Source organism: Streptomyces sp. NPDC004266 (assembly GCF_042874095.1).
In the GTDB taxonomy this organism is placed as follows: domain Bacteria; phylum Actinomycetota; class Actinomycetes; order Streptomycetales; family Streptomycetaceae; genus Streptomyces.
Window position 1 is genome coordinate 1 of record NZ_JBIAMM010000029.1, and the last position, 17,442, is coordinate 17,442.

The 17,442-nt window shown below is 73.6% G+C and carries 16 protein-coding genes; 2 read left to right on the top strand and 14 right to left on the bottom strand.

From position 1 onward, the window contains the following. Positions 1-139: 139 nt before the first annotated feature. From ACFYUZ_RS37790 to ACFYUZ_RS37850, 13 genes are all read right to left on the bottom strand, one after another. Complete coding sequence (locus tag ACFYUZ_RS37790) at positions 140-976, bottom strand: alpha/beta fold hydrolase (RefSeq protein ID WP_389317280.1); 837 nt, start codon at positions 974-976, stop codon at positions 140-142. Positions 977-1,110: 134 nt separating this feature from the next. Next, positions 1,111-3,879, bottom strand: coding sequence for an AAA family ATPase (locus tag ACFYUZ_RS37795; RefSeq protein ID WP_389317283.1), 2,769 nt, complete (start codon positions 3,877-3,879; stop codon positions 1,111-1,113). After that, positions 3,876-4,763, bottom strand: a complete 888-nt coding sequence (locus ACFYUZ_RS37800) for a carbohydrate ABC transporter permease (protein ID WP_389317286.1) — start codon at positions 4,761-4,763, stop codon at positions 3,876-3,878. Before ACFYUZ_RS37800 ends, ACFYUZ_RS37795 begins: the two co-directional genes overlap by 4 nt. After that, positions 4,760-5,725, bottom strand: a complete 966-nt coding sequence (locus ACFYUZ_RS37805) for a carbohydrate ABC transporter permease (RefSeq protein ID WP_389317289.1) — start codon at positions 5,723-5,725, stop codon at positions 4,760-4,762. The genes ACFYUZ_RS37800 and ACFYUZ_RS37805 overlap by 4 nt, the downstream gene beginning before the upstream one ends. Further along, positions 5,725-7,056 (bottom strand): ABC transporter substrate-binding protein, encoded by a 1,332-nt coding sequence (locus ACFYUZ_RS37810; RefSeq protein ID WP_389317292.1) that lies wholly within the window; start codon positions 7,054-7,056, stop codon positions 5,725-5,727. The genes ACFYUZ_RS37805 and ACFYUZ_RS37810 overlap by 1 nt, the downstream gene beginning before the upstream one ends. Before the next feature lie 103 nt (positions 7,057-7,159). Then, complete coding sequence (locus tag ACFYUZ_RS37815; RefSeq protein ID WP_389317295.1) at positions 7,160-7,885, bottom strand: alpha/beta fold hydrolase; 726 nt, start codon at positions 7,883-7,885, stop codon at positions 7,160-7,162. Positions 7,886-7,957: 72 nt separating this feature from the next. Further along, positions 7,958-8,272, bottom strand: a complete 315-nt coding sequence (locus tag ACFYUZ_RS37820; protein WP_389317298.1) for a GNAT family N-acetyltransferase — start codon at positions 8,270-8,272, stop codon at positions 7,958-7,960. Between the two features lie 49 nt (positions 8,273-8,321). Beyond that, complete coding sequence (locus tag ACFYUZ_RS37825) at positions 8,322-9,059, bottom strand: GPR1/FUN34/YaaH family transporter (RefSeq protein ID WP_389317301.1); 738 nt, start codon at positions 9,057-9,059, stop codon at positions 8,322-8,324. Between the two features lie 16 nt (positions 9,060-9,075). Next, a complete protein-coding gene (locus tag ACFYUZ_RS37830) occupies positions 9,076-10,962 on the bottom strand; it encodes an amidohydrolase (protein WP_389317304.1) in 1,887 nt (628 codons plus the stop codon). Then, positions 10,959-11,912 carry an alpha/beta hydrolase gene (locus ACFYUZ_RS37835; RefSeq protein WP_389317307.1) on the bottom strand — a complete coding sequence of 318 codons (954 nt, stop codon included), beginning with the start codon at positions 11,910-11,912 and terminating at the stop codon, positions 10,959-10,961. The genes ACFYUZ_RS37830 and ACFYUZ_RS37835 overlap by 4 nt, the downstream gene beginning before the upstream one ends. 138 nt (positions 11,913-12,050) lie before the next feature. Beyond that, the gene (locus tag ACFYUZ_RS37840; RefSeq protein WP_389317309.1) at positions 12,051-12,629 is read right to left on the bottom strand and encodes a Dps family protein; all 579 of its coding nucleotides are present in this window, start codon (positions 12,627-12,629) and stop codon (positions 12,051-12,053) included. Positions 12,630-12,731: 102 nt separating this feature from the next. Further along, positions 12,732-13,238 (bottom strand): DoxX family membrane protein, encoded by a 507-nt coding sequence (locus tag ACFYUZ_RS37845; RefSeq protein WP_389317312.1) that lies wholly within the window; start codon positions 13,236-13,238, stop codon positions 12,732-12,734. Positions 13,239-13,243: 5 nt separating this feature from the next. Continuing rightward, positions 13,244-13,906 carry a hydrolase gene (locus ACFYUZ_RS37850; protein ID WP_389317315.1) on the bottom strand — a complete coding sequence of 221 codons (663 nt, stop codon included), beginning with the start codon at positions 13,904-13,906 and terminating at the stop codon, positions 13,244-13,246. A 343-nt stretch (positions 13,907-14,249) separates the two neighbouring features. Between ACFYUZ_RS37850 and ACFYUZ_RS37855 the strand changes: the two genes are divergently transcribed. Both ACFYUZ_RS37855 and ACFYUZ_RS37860 read left to right on the top strand, forming a co-directional pair. Continuing rightward, on the top strand, positions 14,250-15,227 hold the full coding sequence (locus tag ACFYUZ_RS37855; RefSeq protein ID WP_389317318.1) for a GlxA family transcriptional regulator: 978 nt from the start codon (positions 14,250-14,252) through the stop codon (positions 15,225-15,227). A 72-nt stretch (positions 15,228-15,299) separates the two neighbouring features. Then, positions 15,300-16,058, top strand: a complete 759-nt coding sequence (locus tag ACFYUZ_RS37860) for an MBL fold metallo-hydrolase (protein WP_389317321.1) — start codon at positions 15,300-15,302, stop codon at positions 16,056-16,058. Between the two features lie 93 nt (positions 16,059-16,151). On the opposite strand, the gene ACFYUZ_RS37865 is transcribed toward ACFYUZ_RS37860, so the two are convergent. After that, positions 16,152-17,336, bottom strand: a complete 1,185-nt coding sequence (locus tag ACFYUZ_RS37865) for an ATP-grasp domain-containing protein (protein WP_389317324.1) — start codon at positions 17,334-17,336, stop codon at positions 16,152-16,154. Positions 17,337-17,442 lie beyond the last annotated feature (106 nt).

Sequence of the window (17,442 nt, forward strand, 5' to 3'; positions counted from 1 at the left end):
GCCCCGGCCCCGGCGGGGGGGGGGGGCCGGGCGGGGGGGGGGCCGGGCCGGGGGGGGGCCGGGGGCCCCGGGGGGGGCCCCGGGGGGGGGGGGGCCGGGGGGGCCCCGGGCCCCCCCCCGGCGGGTCAACGGTGCGGCGTCACTTCGCCAGGAAGGCGAGGAGGGCGGCGTTGACCTCCTCCGCGTGGGTCCACAGCAGTCCGTGCGGGGCGCCCTCGATCTCGACGTAGTCGGCCGACGGAAGCGCCTTGTGGAAGGGGCGCGCGGTGTTCTCGGCGGGCAGGATGCGGTCGGCGGTGCCGTGCAGGATCAGGGCGGGCACGTCGACGGCCGGGATGTCGGCGCGGAAGTCGGTGTACCAGGTCGCCGGCGCCGCGGAGGCGGCGAAGGAGCCGCCGCCGGCCGCGGTGTTCCAGCTGTTGCGGACCGCTTCCTCGCTGATCCGGGTGCCCAGGTTCTCGTCGAGGTTGTAGAAGTCCTCGAAGAAGGCGGTGTAGTAGGCGTAGCGGTCGGCCTTCACCGCGGCGACGACGCCGTCGAAGAACTCCTTCGGGGCCGCGCCGTCCGGGTTGTCGTCGGACTTGAGCAGGCAGGGCTCCAGCGAGGCCAGGAAGGCGACCTTGGCGACGCGGGCGGAGCCGTACCTGGACACGTAGCGGGCGACCTCGCCGGTGCCCATGGAGAAGCCCACCAGGACGGCGTCGTTCAGGTCGAGGGTCTCCATCACGGTGTTCAGGTCGGCCGCGAAGGTGTCGTAGTCGTAGCCGGTGGTCGGCTGGGAGGACTGCCCGAACCCGCGGCGGTCGTACGTGATGACGCGGTGGCCGGCGTCGAGCAGCGCGGCGGTCTGCCGCTCCCAGGAGTGGCCGTCGAGCGGGAAGCCGTGGATGAGGACGACCGGCTGCCCGGCACCCTGGTCCTCGTAGTACAGCTCGATGGGGACGGTGTTCTCCTGACCCACGGTGATGTAGGGCATCGGGATGCTTCCTCGATTCGGTTCGGCTGGTCCGCGCGTCGAAGCGGCGCGGTCTGCCCGTCACGCTAGGACCGGTCCCGCGCCTCCTGTTGCCGTACAGCGCACCGCCCCTTGCACGGGGGCGCAGAGACCGCTCAGTCGGCGGTGGCCGTCCCGGCGTCGCCCTCCGCGAGCACGATCCGGGCCAGGTGGACCCTGGAGCGCACCGAGAGCTTGCGGAAGATCGACGCCAGATGGGTGTTGACCGTGTGCGGGGAGACGACGAGGGCCTCCGCGGCCGAGCGGTTGGTGTGACCGGCGGCGATCAGCCCGGCCACCTTGCGCTCCGAGGCCGTGAGCGCGTCCCAGCCCTGGTGGGGGCGCGGCCGGGGGCCCCCTCGGCGCCGGCCGGGGCGGCTTGTGGCCCGTTCCAGCTCGGCCCGGACCAGTTCGGCCTCGCCGTCGGCCCCCGCCCGGGCGTAGATGTCGTGGGCCCTGGTCAGGGCGGCTGTCGCGGCGGGGTCGCCCGCTGTGAGGAGAGCGCGCCCGAGGTCGGCGGAGGCGGCGGCGAGGGGCAGCGGCCGGCGGCCGGTGAGGAGGATGCGGACCGAGCGCTCCAGGAGTCCGTGGTCGGCGTTCACCAGGGCGGACGCGTGGGCGGCCGTCCCCTGGGCGGTCGGCACGTCGGGGTTGCGGGCGGCGTGTTCGACGGCCTGGGCCGCGAGGTCCTCGGCCAGGTTCCGGTCCCCGCCGCGCAGCGCGATCCGCACGGCCTGGACGACGTGGGGGCGCAGCAGCCGCCACCGGAGGAAGGGGTGGTCCCGCTGCACGGCCCGGACCAGTTCGGCCGCCGCCGCGTGGTCGCCGTCGGCGTCGGCGACCACGGCCTCGAAGTACTGGTGCGTGGCGTGGTTGCCCGTGTTCGGCCGGTCGGCCACGGTCGCCCTCACGACGTCCAGGTGTTCCCGAGCGGCTTCGCGGTCGCCGCGCAGCATCGCGATCAGGCCGCGGTTGACGCGGACGTTGACCAGGTTGCCGGGTACGCGGAGGTCCGCTTCGAGCCGTTCGGCGGTGACGAAGTCGGCGTCCGCGTCGTCGAGCCGGCCGAGTCCCATGTTCAGGGTGCCCTGGGCCCAGATCAGCAGGGCGGGGCGCAGGGGGGCGTCGCCCGCCGTCCGGAGCAGTCGCCGTACGGTGTCGAAGTCGTCCGTGTGGATCCGGGCGACGGCCTCCTCGGGCAGGAAGGCCGTGTCGAACACGCTCAGCGCCGTGTGGTGTTCGACGGCGGCGGCGCAGTCGCCCGCGTTGAGGGCGATCTCGCCGAGGCCCCACAGCGCGAGGACACGGGCCTCCCGGTCGCCGGACCGCTCCGCCTCGGCGAGCGCCCGTTCGCCGGTCTCGCGGGCGGCCCCGAGGTCGCGCCCGCGGGACCGGGCGAGGGCCTGCCGGGCGGTGAGCCGGGCGCGGATCGCCGGGTCGGTGACGGCCGCCAGCGCCGCCGTCGTGCGGCGGGTCAGCTCGTGGACGTCGTCGAGGTGCCACAGCGTGTCGCCGAGCACGGACTGCAGGCGGGCGAAGACGTCCAGGGGCGGCTGCCGGGCGAGCAGGGTGTCGCCGGTGTCCCGCGCCCGGGTGTACCGGCCCGCGCGGGTCAGCGCCACGATGGCCCGTTCTCCCACGTCGAACATCATGGGCGCATGGGGCGGTACGAGTTCCAGGGCGCGCACGGCCAGGTCGGCGGCGAGGTCGGGCATCACGGCGATCACGTTCGTGGCGGCCGTGCCGAGCAGCCCGATCGCCTCCTGGTCGCCGGGTTCGGCGCTCTCCAGCAGGTGCGGGACGGCGTCGGTGGAGCTCCGGCCCGCCGCGACGAGCCGGCGCGCGGCCTCCCGGTGCAGCGCGCGGCGTACGGAGGGGGCGAGGTCGGCGTACACCGCCTGCCGGAGCAGGTCGTGGCGGAACAGGAGGCGTTCGCCGTCGTCGTGGAGGAGGGCGGCGGCGACCGCCTCGTCCACTTCGGCGCCGAGTCCGGAGGCGGGCCGGCCGCACAGGGCGGCGGCGTCCGCGAGCGAGAACGCGCGGCCGAGGACCGAACCGATCCGCAGGAAGTGGAGGGTGTCCGGCCGGAGGCCGGCCAGTCGGCCGCGTACGCCGAGGATCAGCCGCTCGGGCGGTTCCGGCCCGTCCGCGCCCGACGCCGCGATGCCCGTGAGCATCTCGGCCGCGAGGAAGGGGTTGCCTCCGGCGCCGTCGAGGAACTCCGCGACCTGCTCCGGTACGTCCCGGCCGAGGACGTCCCGGGCCAGCTCGGCCAGGGCCGTGTCGGACAGCGGTCGGAGGGGGAGGGTCGTCGTCCGCGGGCCCTGCCCGTACGGTGCCGGGTCGTTCCTGGCCGTGAGCAGCCAGAGGACCGGGGAGCTGAGCAGCCGTGCCGGCAGGACGCTCAGGGCGAACCGGCTCAGCGGGTCGGCCCATTGGACGTCGTCGACCGCGATCAGCACGGGCGTGCCCGCCGAGCGTTCCTCGATCAGCTGGGCCAGCCGTTCGACCAGCCAGATGCGCTGGTCGTGGTGGCCGGCGAGGTCCGCGAAGTCCGTGCCGGCCAGCAGCGGCGGGTCACCGTGGAGGAGGCCCGAGGCCAGTGAGGCGAGCGGTGCCAGCTCGTGCAGCTCCTCGGCGCGTCCATGGCTGACGACGAATCCGTGGGCCCGTGCGATCGAGACGGTCTCCTGCAGCAGTACGGTCTTCCCGATGCCGGGCTCGCCCAGGAGCAGCGCGATCGCTCCTCCCTCGCCGTCGCGCACCGCCTCGACCAGGGCGCGCAGCCGCTCCAGCTCGGCCTCGCGGCCCCGCAGCCCGGGCCGGCTCAGCCCCGCGCTCCCGGGCGCCGCCGCTCCTTCTCCCCCGGTCCGGTCGGGGCTCATCCCTTGACCGATCCGGCGAGCAGTCCCCGTGCGAAGTGCCGCCGGAGGGCGAAGAAGACGAGCAGCGGGACGAACGCCGCCACGAAGGCTCCTGCGGTGAGCCGCTGCCACTCGTTGCCGTACGTCCCGGCCAGGTTCGCCAGTCTGACCGTCATCGGTGCGGTCTCGGCCGTTCCGCCCGACAGCGTCAGGGCCACGAGGAGGTCGTTCCACACCCAGATGAACTGGATGATGGCGAAGGTGACCAGGGCCGGGCGGGCCAGGGGCAGCACGATCCGGAGCAGCAGCGTCCCGTGCGACGCGCCGTCGACGCGGGCGGCCTCGATCAGGTCCCGGGGCAGCCCGGCCAGGAAGTTGTGCAGGAGGAACACCGCGAACGGCAGCGCGAAGACCGTGTGGGCGAACCAGACCGGGCCGAACCGCGCGGGACCGGTGAGATGCCACCCGGGCAGGAACAGCCAGCCCCGGGAGAAGAGCTTCAGGAGGGGGACGAGCGCCATCTGGAGCGGCACGATCTGGAGCGCGAAGACGCCGACGAGGAGCGCGTCCCGCCCCCTGAAGTCGATCCACGCCAGGGCGTACGCCGCGAGGAACGCCAGCACGAGCGGGAACAGCACCGAGGGGAGGGTGATGACGACGGAGTTGACGAAGTGCTCCGCGAGCCGCCCCGACCCGTTCCCCCCGCCGGACAGCACCTCGCCGTAGTTGTCGAGCGTGAGGCGCGGCGCGCCGAACACGGTCCACCAGCCCGTCGTCTTGATCTCGTTCTCGGGGCGGAACGAGGAGAGCAGGAGGCCGAGGGTCGGTGTCGTCCAGAGGACCGCGATCACCACGGCGATCGACGTGAGGGCGCGGGAGGCCAGACGCTCGCGGACGCCGTTCACCCCGCTCTCCGCTGCGCCCGGACCTGGTGGGCGACGAAGGGGGTGACGAGGACGAAGAGGAGCACGGCGAGGGCCGCGCCACGGCCCGTCTCGCCGTAGCCGAAGGCCTGGTCGTACATCTCGTGGGCGAGCACGCCCGTGTCGAACTGCCCTCCGGTCATGGTCTTGACGATGTCGAAGGCCTTGAAGGTGCCGATCGCCTGGGCGAGGAGCACGACGAGCAGCGTGGGCCTGATCGACGGCACGGTGATCCACCGGAAGATCTGCCGGGGGGACGCGCCGTCCAGCCGGGCCGCCTCGGTCAGCTCACCGGGGACGGCCCTGATCGCGCCGGCCAGCAGGACGGCCGCGAAGCCCGCCTGCGTCCACACCATCGCCACGATGAGGAAGAGGACGTTCCAGGGGGAGTCCACGAGCCACTGCCGGGGCTCGCCGCCGAACGCGACGACCAGCTGGTTCAGCAGCCCGATCTGCCCGGCCGCCGCGGGACGGTAGGCGTAGACGAACTTCCAGACGACGCCGGCGCCGACGAACGAGATCGCCATCGGCGTCAGGAGGAGGGACAGCGCGAACGTCCTGAACCGTGACCGTACGACGGCCGCCGCGTAGAGCAGACCGACCGCGGTCGCCGTCGGCGGCACGAGCACCACCCACGCCAGGGTGTTGCGCAGCGCCACCAGCGCCCGGGGGTCGGTGATCATCCAGCGGTAGTTGTCGAAGCCGGCCCACGCCTCTCCCCCGCTGTCGGTGAACGACAGCGCCAGGGTGCGCAGACCCGGCAGAAGAAGACCGGTCGTGAGCAGCAGCAGAGCAGGGGCCAGCAGGATCAGGGCCGCGGCCCTCCTCCGTACCGGCCCCCGGTGCAGCGCGAGGAGGATCAGGGAGACCACCGCCGCGAAGGCGGCGACGCCCTGGAGCAGGTACAGCAGCTTGGGCTGCTGGGCGACGGCGTCGAACGACATCAGCGGCTCGGCCAGGACCGTTCGACGGAGGCGGCGACCTGCCGGGTGCTCGCGCCGCCGATCCAGTCGACCGCTCCCTTCCAGAACGTCCCGGCGCCGACCGACGCGGGCATCAGGTCCGAACCGTCGAACCTGAACCGCGTCCTGGGGTCCTGGAGCAGCCGGATCGAGAGCCGGTCGACCGGGGTCGCGGCGTTCGCCGGATCCACGCCCCTGTTCGCCGAGACGAACGGGCCCTTCTTCATCCGCGCGTTCGCGAAGTCCGCGGAGGCCAGGTACTCCTGGAACGCCCGCACTTCGGGACGGTCGGCGAACGCCGCGGTGAACACCCCACCGCCCAGGACGGGGTGGTCGGCCGGGTCGGCCCCCGGCAGGAGGAAGGCGTAGACGTCCTTGTCCGGTCCGATCTCGGTGCCCTTCGGCCACATGTCGGCGTAGAACGAGGCCTGGCGGTGCATCGCGCAGTCGCCGGAGAGGACCGGTGCGCCGGCCTCCTGGAAGGAGATGGACGCCATCGACCGGGCCGGGCCGAAACCGCCGTTCGCGTAACGGTCGTTCTTGAGGATGGACCCGACGGTGTCCATGGCCTCGATCACCCGCGGATCGTCGAACGGGATCTCGTGGGCGACCCACCGGTCGTAGACGTCCGTGCCCTGCCGGCGCAGCAGGACGTCCTCGATCCAGTCCGTCACGGGCCAGCCGGTCGCCTCGGCGGACTCGATGCCCGCGCACCAGGGCTTGACGCCCGAGGCCGCGACCTTCTCCGTCACGGCCATCAGCTCGGACCACGTGCGGGGAACGCTCAGTCCCCTGTCGCGGAAGAACTTCGGCGAGTACCAGACGAACGACTTCACGTTCGCGACCAGCGGCGTGCCGTAGAGGGTGCCGTCCACGGTCGCGTAGCTGTTCCAGTCCGCCGACCAGCCCTGCTTCGCGAGGGCCACGACCCCGGCGCTCGCGGGCTTGAGCCTCCCCGCCCGCGCGAAGCGTTCCAGGAGGCCGGGCTGGGGGAAGAACGCCACGTCGGGCGCGTTCCCGCCGTCGACCCGGAGCTGGATCCGGGCCTCGAACTCCCCGTCCCCCTCGTACTGGACGTCGATTCCCGTGCAGTCGGCGAAGTCCGCCCAGGTCTCTTCGAACAGGTCGGCCTCCCGGTCGCGGTTCTCCGCGTAGACGGTGACCCGGGTGCCGGGGTGCTTTCCGTACCCGGCGTACGGCCCGCATGCGACGGCGGTGTGCGGCTGCGAACCGCTGTCCTGCGGAACACCGCAGGCGGTGGCAAGGGCGGCGAGGGCGATGACGGCGGGCGTGAGCCTCGCGCCGAACCTCATGGGTGTGTCTCCTCCGATCGCCCGCCGAAGGGTTCTCGGGGGGCGATCAGAAGCTATCAGCGCCCGAACACATCGACTAATCGTTCGATCCTGGACGATCGGGTCAGTGGACGGTGGACCGGGCCGCGTCCTGGATCAGCTCCACCACGGCCTTGGGCTGGGCCAGCATGACCAGGTGGGAGGAGTCGACCTCGACGACGGTCATGCCGGCGCGCTCGTAGCCGTAGCGCTCCACGTCGGGGTTGATCGTGCGGTCGGAGGAGGCGACCAGGCCCCACGAGGGCTTGGTCTTCCAGGCCGCGACGGGCGCCGCCTCCGAGAAGGCGCGTGCGGCCAGGGGGCGCTGGGAGACGGCGAGCACCGCGGCGAGGCCGGGGTCGACGTCCGCCGCGAAGAGGGCGGGGAACTTCTCGGTCTCCACCGAGACGTCGATGCCGGTCTCGGTGGAGCCGGCCACCGGGAACGGGGTGCGGACGAGCGCGTCGGCGAGGCCGGAGTCGGGGAAGCGGCCCTGCAGTTCGCCCAGGCTCTCGCCCTCCTCCAGCGCGTATCCCGCGAGGTACACCAGCGCGCGGACGTTGTCCTCCGTGCCGGCGAGGGTGATGACGGCGCCGCCGTAGGAGTGCCCCACCAGGATCACGGGGCCTTCGACGGCGCGGATCACCGAGGCGATGTACGCGGCGTCGTCGACGAGGCCGCGGTTGGGCACCGCCGGGGCCACCACCTCCATGCCGGCGGCGGTCAGCTCGGGGATGACGCGGGCGAAACCGGAAGCGTCGGCGAAGGCGCCGTGGACCAGGACGACGGTGGGGCGGGCGTGTCGGGGCATGGGGGAACTCCTCGGTGGGTGAGGGGGGGGTCGGGGACGCGGGAGGCGGCCGTGGGGTGTCGGTGGGGCGCTTCACAGGCCGAAGCGGGCGCGCCTCGCCTCGGGCACCAGATCGGCGTACTCGGGGTGCTTGCCGATCCATCCCCGGACGAAGGGGCAGTACGGCAGGACGCGCAGCCCTCGGGCCCGGGCGTCGTCGAGCGCTCCCCGGGCGAGGAGACCGCCCAGGCCCCGGCCGGCGAACCGGTCGTCGATCTCGGTGTGGATGAAGGCGATCTCGCCCTCCGAGAGGTGGTACTCGGCGAAGCCCGCGGTCTCGGTGCCGTCGTCGCCGGCGAGGATCTCGTACCGGGACTTCTCGGGCCGGTCCGTCACCTGCGGTTCCATGGGTGCTCCTGTGCGGTCGTGGTGCGGCGGGGTGGGTGGGTGGGTGCGGTCAGAGCGTGCGGCGCACGCCCGCCTGACGTTCGAGGTTGCGGAGCTGGACGGCCAGGTCGCCTTCCACCGCGAGGTGGGCGGGCCCGCTGCGGCCGATGGGCAGGACCTGCTCGCTGCGCATGTCCTCGAGCATCAGGGCGAACGCCGTGTACATCGCGACGAGCGCCACCACGAGGCCGAGCGCACCGGACGTGCGGGTCAGCCATTCGGCACCGGTGACGCCCGCGAGACCGGTGGCCGCCCAGCGGGGCAGGGAGACCGCGAGCACGAACCACAGCGCCCGCTTGGGCCGGGTCACGGCGGTCATCAGAGCCCCGAAGCAAAGGAGCGCCAGGTTGAACACGCCGAGCACCCGAAGGCCGTCGGCCGCGCCGCTGAGCATGATCAGCGAGTAGGGCAGCCAGCTGCCGGCGAAGACCGCCATCAGCGTCGCCGCGATCACGTCGCGGGCGCCGAAGGCCAGGAAGCTCACCAGGAGTTGGAGGACGAAGGCCGGCAGCACGGTGAAGGCGACGGCGGCACGGGCCGTCTCGTCGAAGACCCCGAGCTGGAGGCAGCCCGTCATCACGGAGGCGATGGCGATCGTGAAGAAGCCGAGCGGCATGGGTGAGGCGATGGGGCGCAGGTTGATCCGGGTCATCGACCGTAGGTCCGGTTCGAAGCGGCGTTCCGGGGGCGCGTCCGGCGGGGTCGCCGGGGTGTCGCCGCCGTCGGCGGCGGGGGAGGCTGCGGACATCGGGTGGATCTCTCCTTCAGTGCTCGAAGCAGGGGTCGACGAAGGACGGCGTCGTGTCGGGGACGGTGCCGCGGGCGACGCGCCACCGGCGGTGCCGCTCGGACTCCGCCGCGGCCTCGGCCACGAGCGAGGCCTGGCGGGCGCCGCTCTGGTAGCCGCCGAAGCGGGCCACGGGGCTCCATTCCGGGCTGACCGGCGGGACGGCCTCGTCGAGGCCCTCGTACTCCGCGCTCGCCCAGACGATCCGGCCGCCGACGACCGTGAGCACGGACTCGATGCCGGGGATGACCTCCTCGGGCACGGTGAGGTAGTCGTCGGACAGGACGGCGAGGTCGCCGTACCACCCCTCCCGCAGCACGCCCTTGACGTCCTGTTCGCCGGTGAGCTGCGCTCCGCCCCGGGTGTAGAGGCCGAGGGCGGTCTCGCGGTCGATCGCGTTCCCGGCCGGGCGGAGCGCGGTGCCGCCGACGGTCCTGCCGGTGACCAGCCAGTGGAGCGCGACCCAGGGGTTGTACGAGGAGACGCGGGTGGCGTCGGTTCCGGCGGCGACGGTCAGGCCCCGGTCGAGCATGGCCCGGACCGGCGGGGCGTGGGCGGCGGCCTCGGCGCCGTAGCGGTCGAGGAAGGCGGTGCCCTGGAAGGACATCCGGTTCTGGACGGAGAGGGCGCCGCCGAGGGCGGCGATCCGGTCCAGGCTGTCGGCCGACACGGTCTCCGCGTGGTCGAAGAGCCAGCGGTTGCCGCCGGGGAAGAGTCCCTCCGCGGCGAGCTTCTCGAAGACGGCCAGGTCGCGGCGGATCGTCTCGTCGTAGGTCGCGTGCAGGCGGAAGCCCCAGCCGTTCTCCGTCAGCAGCCGGACGGCCTGTTCGAACTCGGTCTCGTATCCCGCGGCGAGTTCCGGACGGGGCTCGGAGAAGTTCTCGAAGTCGGCGGCCGCCCAGGTCAGGTTCTCGCCCGCGCCGTTCAGCCGGAGCCACTCGTCCCCGTCCCCTGGCCTGACCGTCCCGGTCCAGCGCCTCAGGTCGGCGAGCTCCTGGCCGGCCGTCTGCGGGAACAGGTGGTAGGCGATCCGCAGGGACAGCTCCCCCGCCCCGGCGAGGTCGGCGACCGTGGCGTAGTCGCCGGGGAAGTTCTGGAAACCGCCGGCGGCGTCGACCGCCGAGGTCAGTCCGAAGCGGTTCAGCTCCCGCAGGAAGTGACGGGTCGACGTCCGCTTGTCGGCCTCGTCGAGGGTCGGCGCCTTGGCCAGGGTGGAGTACAGGATGAGCGCGCCCGGCGCCGCGAGGAGCACTCCGTTGGGCTCGCCGTCCCTGCCCCGTACGATCTGTCCGCCGCGCGGATCGGGGGTGTCGCGGGTGAAGCCGGCGGCCCGTACGGCGGCCCGGTTCATCAGCGCCGACTGGTAGAGGTGCAGGACGAAGACCGGGGTGTCGGGCGCGGCGGCGTTCAGCTCGGCGACCGTCGGCATCCTGCGCTCGGCGAACTGCTCGGCGGTCCAGCCGCCGACGACCCGGATCCACTGCCCCTTGGGGGTGCGGCCGGCCTGCTCGCGGAGCATGGCCAGGGCGTGGCGGAGGCTGCGCACGCCGTCCCAGCGCAGCTCCAGTACGTAGTTCAGGCCGCCCCGGATGACGTGGAGGTGCGAGTCGTTGAGTCCGGGGACCACCCGCCGGCCCAGCGCGTCGACGACCTTCGTGCCCGGTCCCACGAGGTGGGCGAGGTCGTGGTCGTCGCCGAGGGCCGCGATCCGGCCGTCGCGGATCGCGACGGCCCGGGCCTCGGGGCGTGCGGGGTCGCCGGTGAACACCTTCGCGTTGCGGACGAGGAGGTCGGCCTGTGCGGGCTCCTGTCGGGGGGCGGGCACGAGGCCCGCCACCGGCATGCTCGTCGAGGGCCGGGTCATGCCAGTGCCTTGCGGAGGGTGTCGACGGCGAGGCCGATGGCGAGCTCCGCGCCCCGCGTCTCGCGCAGGGCGTTCAGCATGACGAAGTCGTGGATGACCCCCTGGACGCGCAGGGCGGTGACGGGGACCCCGGCGGCGCGGAGCTTCGCCGCGTACGCCTCGCCCTCGTCGCGCAGGACGTCGGCCTCGGCGGTGACGACCAGGGCGGGCGGCAGTCCGGTGAGCTGTTCGGTGGTGGCGCGCAGCGGCGAGGCGGTGATCTGGGCGCGCTCGGCCTCCTCGGTCGTGTACTGGTCCCAGAACCACTTCATGGCGTCACGGCGCAGGAAGTAGCCCTCGGCGAAGTCGTGGTACGAGTCGGTGTCGAAGCCCGCGTCGGTGACCGGGTAGAAGAGGACCTGGTGGGCGAGGCGGACGTCGCCGCGCTGCTTGGCCATCAGGGTGAGGGCGGCGGTCATGTTGCCGCCGACCGAGTCGCCCGCGACGGCGATGCGGGTGCCGTCGAGCTCCTTGTGGTGTCCCTCGCGGGCGATCCACTGGGCGACGGTGTAGTTCTGCTCGACGGCGACGGGGTAGCGGGCCTCGGGCGAGAGGTCGTACTCGGGGAAGACCACGGCCGCCCCCGTGCCGACGGCGAGTTCGCGGACGAGCCGGTCGTGGGTGTGGGCGTTGCCGAAGACCCAGCCGGCGCCGTGGAGGTAGAGGACGACGGGGAGCGGGCCGGTCGCGCCGCGGGGGCGGACGATCCGGGCGCGGACGTCGCCGGTGGGACCGCCGTGGACGGTGACCCACTCCTCGTCGACGGCGGGCAGGGGGGTCTCTTCGCCGCTCTGGACGTCGTCCACGGCCTTGCGGCCCTCGGCCACCGGGATCTCGTACAGGAACGGCGGCCGGGCGGTCGCGTCGGCGAAGGCCTGGGCGGCGGGTTCGAGGATCGGCCGGTTCGACATGGTGGTTCTCCTTGGGGATGCGGGGCCGGGGTGGTGGCCCTGTTCGGCGGACGCGGGGGCCGCGGGCGGCGCCGACGGGCGTGTCGGCGGTCGTGACCGGGCGGCTCCCGGGAGTGGTCCGGGCGTACGCGTCCGGCGTCAGCCGCGGACCAGCGGGGTGTCCACGAGGTGCTCGGCCAGGAACCACACCTGTGCCTCGCCGGTACGGATGACCTCGGAGACGAGCAGGTCGGTGCTGCCCTCGTCGCCCTCGGCCGAGATCCGGGCGGCGGCGTCCCGCGCGTCGATCAGGATCCGCTCGTGCGCGTCGAGGAGCCTCGACAGCATGACGGGAACGGGCTCCACCCCGTCCGGCGGCCGGGGGATCGCGGTCAGCTCCGCGACGTGGCGCGGGTCTCCGACCGCGACGCCGCCGAGGCTCTGGACCCGCTCGGCCAGCGCGTCCACGATGGCCAGTTGGGCCTCGGCGTGCTTGTCCAGCATGAGGTGGAGCGAGTAGAAGGTCGCACCGCGCATGAGCCAGTGGTGCTTCTTGTAGAGCGAGTACAGGATCTGCGTGTCGGCGAGGACGCGGTTCAGGCGCTGGCACGCGTACATGCGGGTGTCGTGGCCGAGGCCGATCGGCAGCTGCTTGAGCGTGCCGAACGCCTGGGTCTCGGCGCCCTTCTGGTGCAGCAGCGGCTGGCCGCCGCCGTGCGGGGTCGTGAGGGTGTCCATCGGGTGCTCCTGTTCGGAGAGATCGGAAGAAGAGGGGGTGGGAAGGGTCCGGCCGTCCGGTCGGGGGCGCGGGCGGCCGGACCCGGTCCGCGCGGCTCGCGCTCAGCGCCCGGCGTTCGCCGGGGCGGGGGGCCGGTGCAGGACGAGCCGGGTGAGGAGCCCGCTGCCGAGGCCGGCCACGAGCGCGAGGGCCGCCCACCACAGGGGGTACGGCGTGAGGCCGAGGACCGCGTCGAGGGACCAGGCGCCGGGTCCGGTGGCGGCGAGGGCGGCGGCGGTGCCGATGAGGACGAGCGGGTACTCGTAGCCGTCGTTCTGCACCCAGAGGCCGTTGTGCCGTTTCACGGTGAGCGCGACGGTCATGACCCCGATGGCCCCGGTGGCGGCGAGCGGGGTCAGGAGGCCGGCCGCGAGCAGCAGGCCCGATCCGATCTGGCCGCCGCCCGCCGCCAGTGCGGTGAGGGCTCCGCCGCGGAAGCCGTCGGCGCGGAACTCCTCCGTGCCGCCTTCGAGTCCCCTGCCGCCCAGGTGCGAACTGACCTTCTGCACACCGTGGCCGGCGACGAGCAGGCCCACCAGCAGGCGCAGGACCAGGATGCCGGTGTCCAAGGAGGTCAGCCGGCCGCGTGCGCGCCGATGACGCTCTGCGCGTACACGACGCCCAGGCCGTACGCACCCGCGTGGGCCTTGACGATCTCCATGACCGCGCCGTACGTCTCCTGACGCGCCCAGTCGCGCTGCAGCTCCAGGAGGACCTGGACCCAGGTCACCGGCACCGCGCCGGCGGCGGTCATCCGCTGCAGGGCGTGCTCGTGGGCGGCCGGGCTGACGCCGCCGGAGGCGTCGGTCACGACGTACACCTCGTACCCCTGCTCCAGTGCCGAGAGCGCGGGCAGCACCAGGCAGACCTCGGTCCACAGGCCCGACAGGACGATCTTCTTGCGTCCGGTCGCCCTGACCGCCGCGACGAGCGCCTCGTCCTCCCAGGCGTTCATGGTGGTGCGGTCGACGATCTCGTGCCCGGGGAACACCTCGGCGAGCTGCGGCAGCAGGGGCCCGGAGAACGACTCGGCGGCGACCGTGGTCAGGACGGCAGGGACGTCGAAGGCCCGAGCCGCCTTGGCGAGGCCCACGGTGCTGTTGATGATCGCGGCACGGTCGCCGCTCCCGGTGCCGAAGAACATCTGCGGCTGGTGGTCCACGAAGAGCATGACGGCGTTGTCGGGCGTCAGCAGGTCCTTGCTCGGGGCGGCCTGCACCTTGGCGATGTCGAACATGAGGGGTCCTCTCGAAGCGATCGGTGACGTGCCCGCCGCGACCGCGGCTCGGCACCTCTGCACGCTAGGAGCGACCCGACCGACCGTGTTGACCTCCCGCGCCCAGGGGTTGGCACGACAGCGCACAACCGGTCCGGGGCCGGAGCCGCGCGGTGTCACGGACGCGAACGCGCGAGGTCACGGACGCGAACACTCGGTGCCACGGACGCGAACGCGCGAGGTCACGGCGCCGGCGCCGGCGCGGGAGCGGCCCCCTCGCGCCGCGCGCGGTTCACCGTGCCGTGTCCGGATCTGACAGAACATGGTCATTGCGGCCTTCGTGGCGGGGCGAAATGATCGGCGCATGCTCCCACCGCACAGGGTCGTCATCGCGGCCTTCCCCGGCGTCGAACTGCTCAACGTCACCGGTCCGGCCGAGGTGTTCTCCGTCGCCACGCGGGTCGCCGGCGCCGCCCGCCCCGGCTACACCGTGCGCATCGCGACGGCCCTGGGCGAGCCGGTGGCCACCGCCGGCGGGGTCCGGCTGATGGCCGACCTGACCCTGGACGAGGTGGACGGCGACGTGGACACCCTGCTCGTCTCGGGCGCCGTCCGGGTGCACGACCACGAGGTGGAGCCGGTGCTCGACCGCGGGATCGTCGACTGGCTGCGCGAGACCGCCCCCGGCACCCGCCGGTTGGGATCCGTCTGCGCGGGCGCGCACCTGCTGGCCGCGGCGGGCCTGCTGGACGGCCGCACCGCCACGACCCACTGGCGGACGGCCGCACGGCTGGCCGCCGACCACCCGCTCGTCACCGTCGACCCGGACCCGATCTTCATCCGGGAAGGGCGGCTGTGGACCTGCGCCGGCATCGCCTCGGGGATGGACATGGCGCTGGCCATGGTCACCGAGGACCACGGTCCCGAACTCGCCCTCGCCACCGCACGGACGATGGTCATGTACGTCAAACGCGCCGGTGGCCAGAGCCAGTTCAGCGTCCCGCTCGCGCCTCCCGCGGCACCCGGCGACCGGCTGGACGACCTGCGCGCGTGGATCGGCGAGCACCTCACCGAGGACCTCTCCGCCGAGGTCCTGGCCGCACGGCTGCACCTGAGCGTGCGCCACTTCTCCCGGCTGTTCCGCGAGCGCACCGGCACCACTCCGGCCTCGTACGTCGAGTCCGTCCGGCTGGAGGCCGCCCGGCGGCTGCTCCAGGACAGCACCCACGGCCTGCCCGAGGTCGCCGCCCTCAGCGGCCTCGGTTCCGTGGAGAGCCTGCACCGTTCCTTCCGGCGCCGTCTCGGCACCACCCCCGCCCAGTACCGGCGCCGCTTCCGCTGAACCCCGCCGTACTCCTCCGACCGCCCGCGGACCGCCGCGCGGCGGAGGACGGTCGTGCCCAAGGAGAGAAACGTGTCCCGAACCAAGGTCGTCCCCATCCCGGTCATGGGCCGGCACCACATCAACGCGTACCTGCTGCTGGGCCGCCGGCCCGTCATCGTCGACGCGGGAACGCCCGGCAGCGGCCGGAAGATCTACGAACAGGTCGCCGCCCACGGGGTGGACCCCACCGACGTGTCGCTGATCGTCATCACCCACGGCCACATCGACCACTTCGGCTCCGCCGCCGAACTGCACCGCCTGACCGGAGCTCCCGTGGCGGCACACGCCGCCGACCTCGGCCCCTACCGCGCCGGCCGGGCCCGCGAGCCCTATCGGCCCACCGGGCCGATGGGCCGCCTCATGGCCAGGAACAAGAACCTGCACGTCCGGGTGGAGCCCCTCGAACCCGACGTACTGGTGACCGGCGAGACCGATCTGGAGGACTTCGGGATCGCAGGGCGCATCATGCCCACCCCCGGACACACCGCCGGATCGGTCTCCGTCCTCACCGACCGAGGGGACCTCGTCGCCGGCGACCTGATCGCCAACTCCCTCTTCGGTCTCGTCCGGGGCCGTCCCGCCAACCCTCCCTTCCACGACGACCCGCTGCGCAACCTCGCCAGCCTGCGGAAGATGCTCGCCCTGAACCCCACCGGCCTCCACGTCGGCCACGGCACCCCGCTGGAACCCGACCGGGTCCGCCGCTGGGCCGACCGGGAACACCAGCGGCTCTCCCGGCTCGAAGCAGCGGGGCGACTCCGCGCCCGCACGGAGGCCGACGCGGTCTGACCGACGGGCGCGGCCCGGGCACCGCTGCTGGCCGCCCGTCGACTCCCCTCCGCGCGCGAGCGGTTCGGGCGGGGTGGACGGTCCGGCCGGGGGCTACTCCGGGAACAGTCGTTCCAGGGTCCGGGTGAGCGCCCGGTCGGCGGCCGCGTCGGCCTCCTCGGGCGTGTCGGCGACGCAGATCAGATAACCGAGGCGGTCGTGCGAGGACCGCATCGGGCGGACGGGCGTCCCGGGGGCGGGGAGGGACAGCCGCAGTCGCACCAACCCGGGGGTCTCCGCGCCCGGGTCGAGGTCCGTCGGAACCTCCGGGGCGGTCGTCTCGCGCGGCGCCCGGATGAAGCGGATCGCGGCGGCGCGAGCGGCGTGCGGGGCGGGCGTGGACGCCGCGCCGGTCGCGTCGAGGAGGGACTCGCGCATCAGGTCGCGGCCGGTGGCGAGCTGGACCAGTTCCCAGATGCGGTCACCGCCGAGCCGCCGGTTGATCTCGATGACCGCCGGGCCGTCCGCGGTGAGCATGACCTCCACGTGGGAGGGGCCGTCCAGGTGGCCGACGGACGTGAGGGCGAGGGCTGCCTCGTCCGCCACGGCCGCCCGCTCGGCGGCGGTGAGCCGGGCCGGGACCACATGACCCGTCTCCACGAAGTGCGGGGCTCCGGTGGTGTGCTTCCCGGTCACGACCACGACCTCGTGGACGCCTGCCACCGAGCGGACCTCCACGCTGAACTCCCGGCCCGAGAGCATCTCCTCCGCCAGGAGAGCGCCTTGGCCCGCGGCCTCCGTGTGGGCCCAGGCCGCCGCCAGGTCGCCCGGCTCCTTCAGGGCGTGGACGCCGGCGCTGCCCGCGCCGGACGCGGGTTTCACCACCACCGGGAGGCCCACCTCCCGGACGAACCCCGCCAGTTCCCCCGGGTCGGCGCAGACCCTGTGCCGGACGGTGCGGCAGCCGCCCGCCGCCAGCAGGTCGCGTACGGCCGCCTTGTCGTGGCCGAGACTCGTGGTGGGCCCCGGGACGCAGGGGATGCCGAGGCCTTCGGCGATCACGGCGACGGCGGGCAGCGACAGCTCGCGGAAGCCGGCCACGGCGTCGAAGGGGTCGGCCGCGTGCAGCTCCGCCGCCCGGCGCAGGGCCTCGGCCGTGTCGGTGTAGTCGACGGTCGTCCGCCGCTCCGGCCAGGGGCTGTCGGGTGTCCCCGGCGTCTGCATCAGGGTCACTCGGGCCGGCAGCCCCATCACGCAGTTGGCCAGCTCTGGCCAGGCGCCGACGAGGAGGAGGTGCATGGTGCGCTCCTGGGAGGAAGGGAGGGAAGGGTGAGGTGGCGGGGAGGCGGGGAGGCCGCGTCACCCGAGGGGACGGGGGGCCGCGTCACCCGAGGGGACGGGGGGC

Excerpts from the sequence above, each read along its gene's own strand:
- ACFYUZ_RS37790 (WP_389317280.1), bottom strand. The coding sequence starts at position 976 with ATGCCCTACATCACCGTGGGTCAGGAGAACACCGTCCCCATCGAGCTG.
- ACFYUZ_RS37795 (WP_389317283.1), bottom strand. The coding sequence starts at position 3,879 with ATGAGCCCCGACCGGACCGGGGGAGAAGGAGCGGCGGCGCCCGGGAGC.
- ACFYUZ_RS37805 (WP_389317289.1), bottom strand. The coding sequence starts at position 5,725 with ATGTCGTTCGACGCCGTCGCCCAGCAGCCCAAGCTGCTGTACCTGCTC.
- ACFYUZ_RS37810 (WP_389317292.1), bottom strand. The coding sequence starts at position 7,056 with ATGAGGTTCGGCGCGAGGCTCACGCCCGCCGTCATCGCCCTCGCCGCC.
- ACFYUZ_RS37815 (WP_389317295.1), bottom strand. The coding sequence starts at position 7,885 with ATGCCCCGACACGCCCGCCCCACCGTCGTCCTGGTCCACGGCGCCTTC.
- ACFYUZ_RS37820 (WP_389317298.1), bottom strand. The coding sequence starts at position 8,272 with ATGGAACCGCAGGTGACGGACCGGCCCGAGAAGTCCCGGTACGAGATC.
- ACFYUZ_RS37825 (WP_389317301.1), bottom strand. The coding sequence starts at position 9,059 with ATGTCCGCAGCCTCCCCCGCCGCCGACGGCGGCGACACCCCGGCGACC.
- ACFYUZ_RS37830 (WP_389317304.1), bottom strand. The coding sequence starts at position 10,962 with ATGACCCGGCCCTCGACGAGCATGCCGGTGGCGGGCCTCGTGCCCGCC.
- ACFYUZ_RS37835 (WP_389317307.1), bottom strand. The coding sequence starts at position 11,912 with ATGTCGAACCGGCCGATCCTCGAACCCGCCGCCCAGGCCTTCGCCGAC.
- ACFYUZ_RS37840 (WP_389317309.1), bottom strand. The coding sequence starts at position 12,629 with ATGGACACCCTCACGACCCCGCACGGCGGCGGCCAGCCGCTGCTGCAC.
- ACFYUZ_RS37850 (WP_389317315.1), bottom strand. The coding sequence starts at position 13,906 with ATGTTCGACATCGCCAAGGTGCAGGCCGCCCCGAGCAAGGACCTGCTG.
- ACFYUZ_RS37855 (WP_389317318.1), top strand. The coding sequence starts at position 14,250 with ATGCTCCCACCGCACAGGGTCGTCATCGCGGCCTTCCCCGGCGTCGAA.
- ACFYUZ_RS37865 (WP_389317324.1), bottom strand. The coding sequence starts at position 17,336 with ATGCACCTCCTCCTCGTCGGCGCCTGGCCAGAGCTGGCCAACTGCGTG.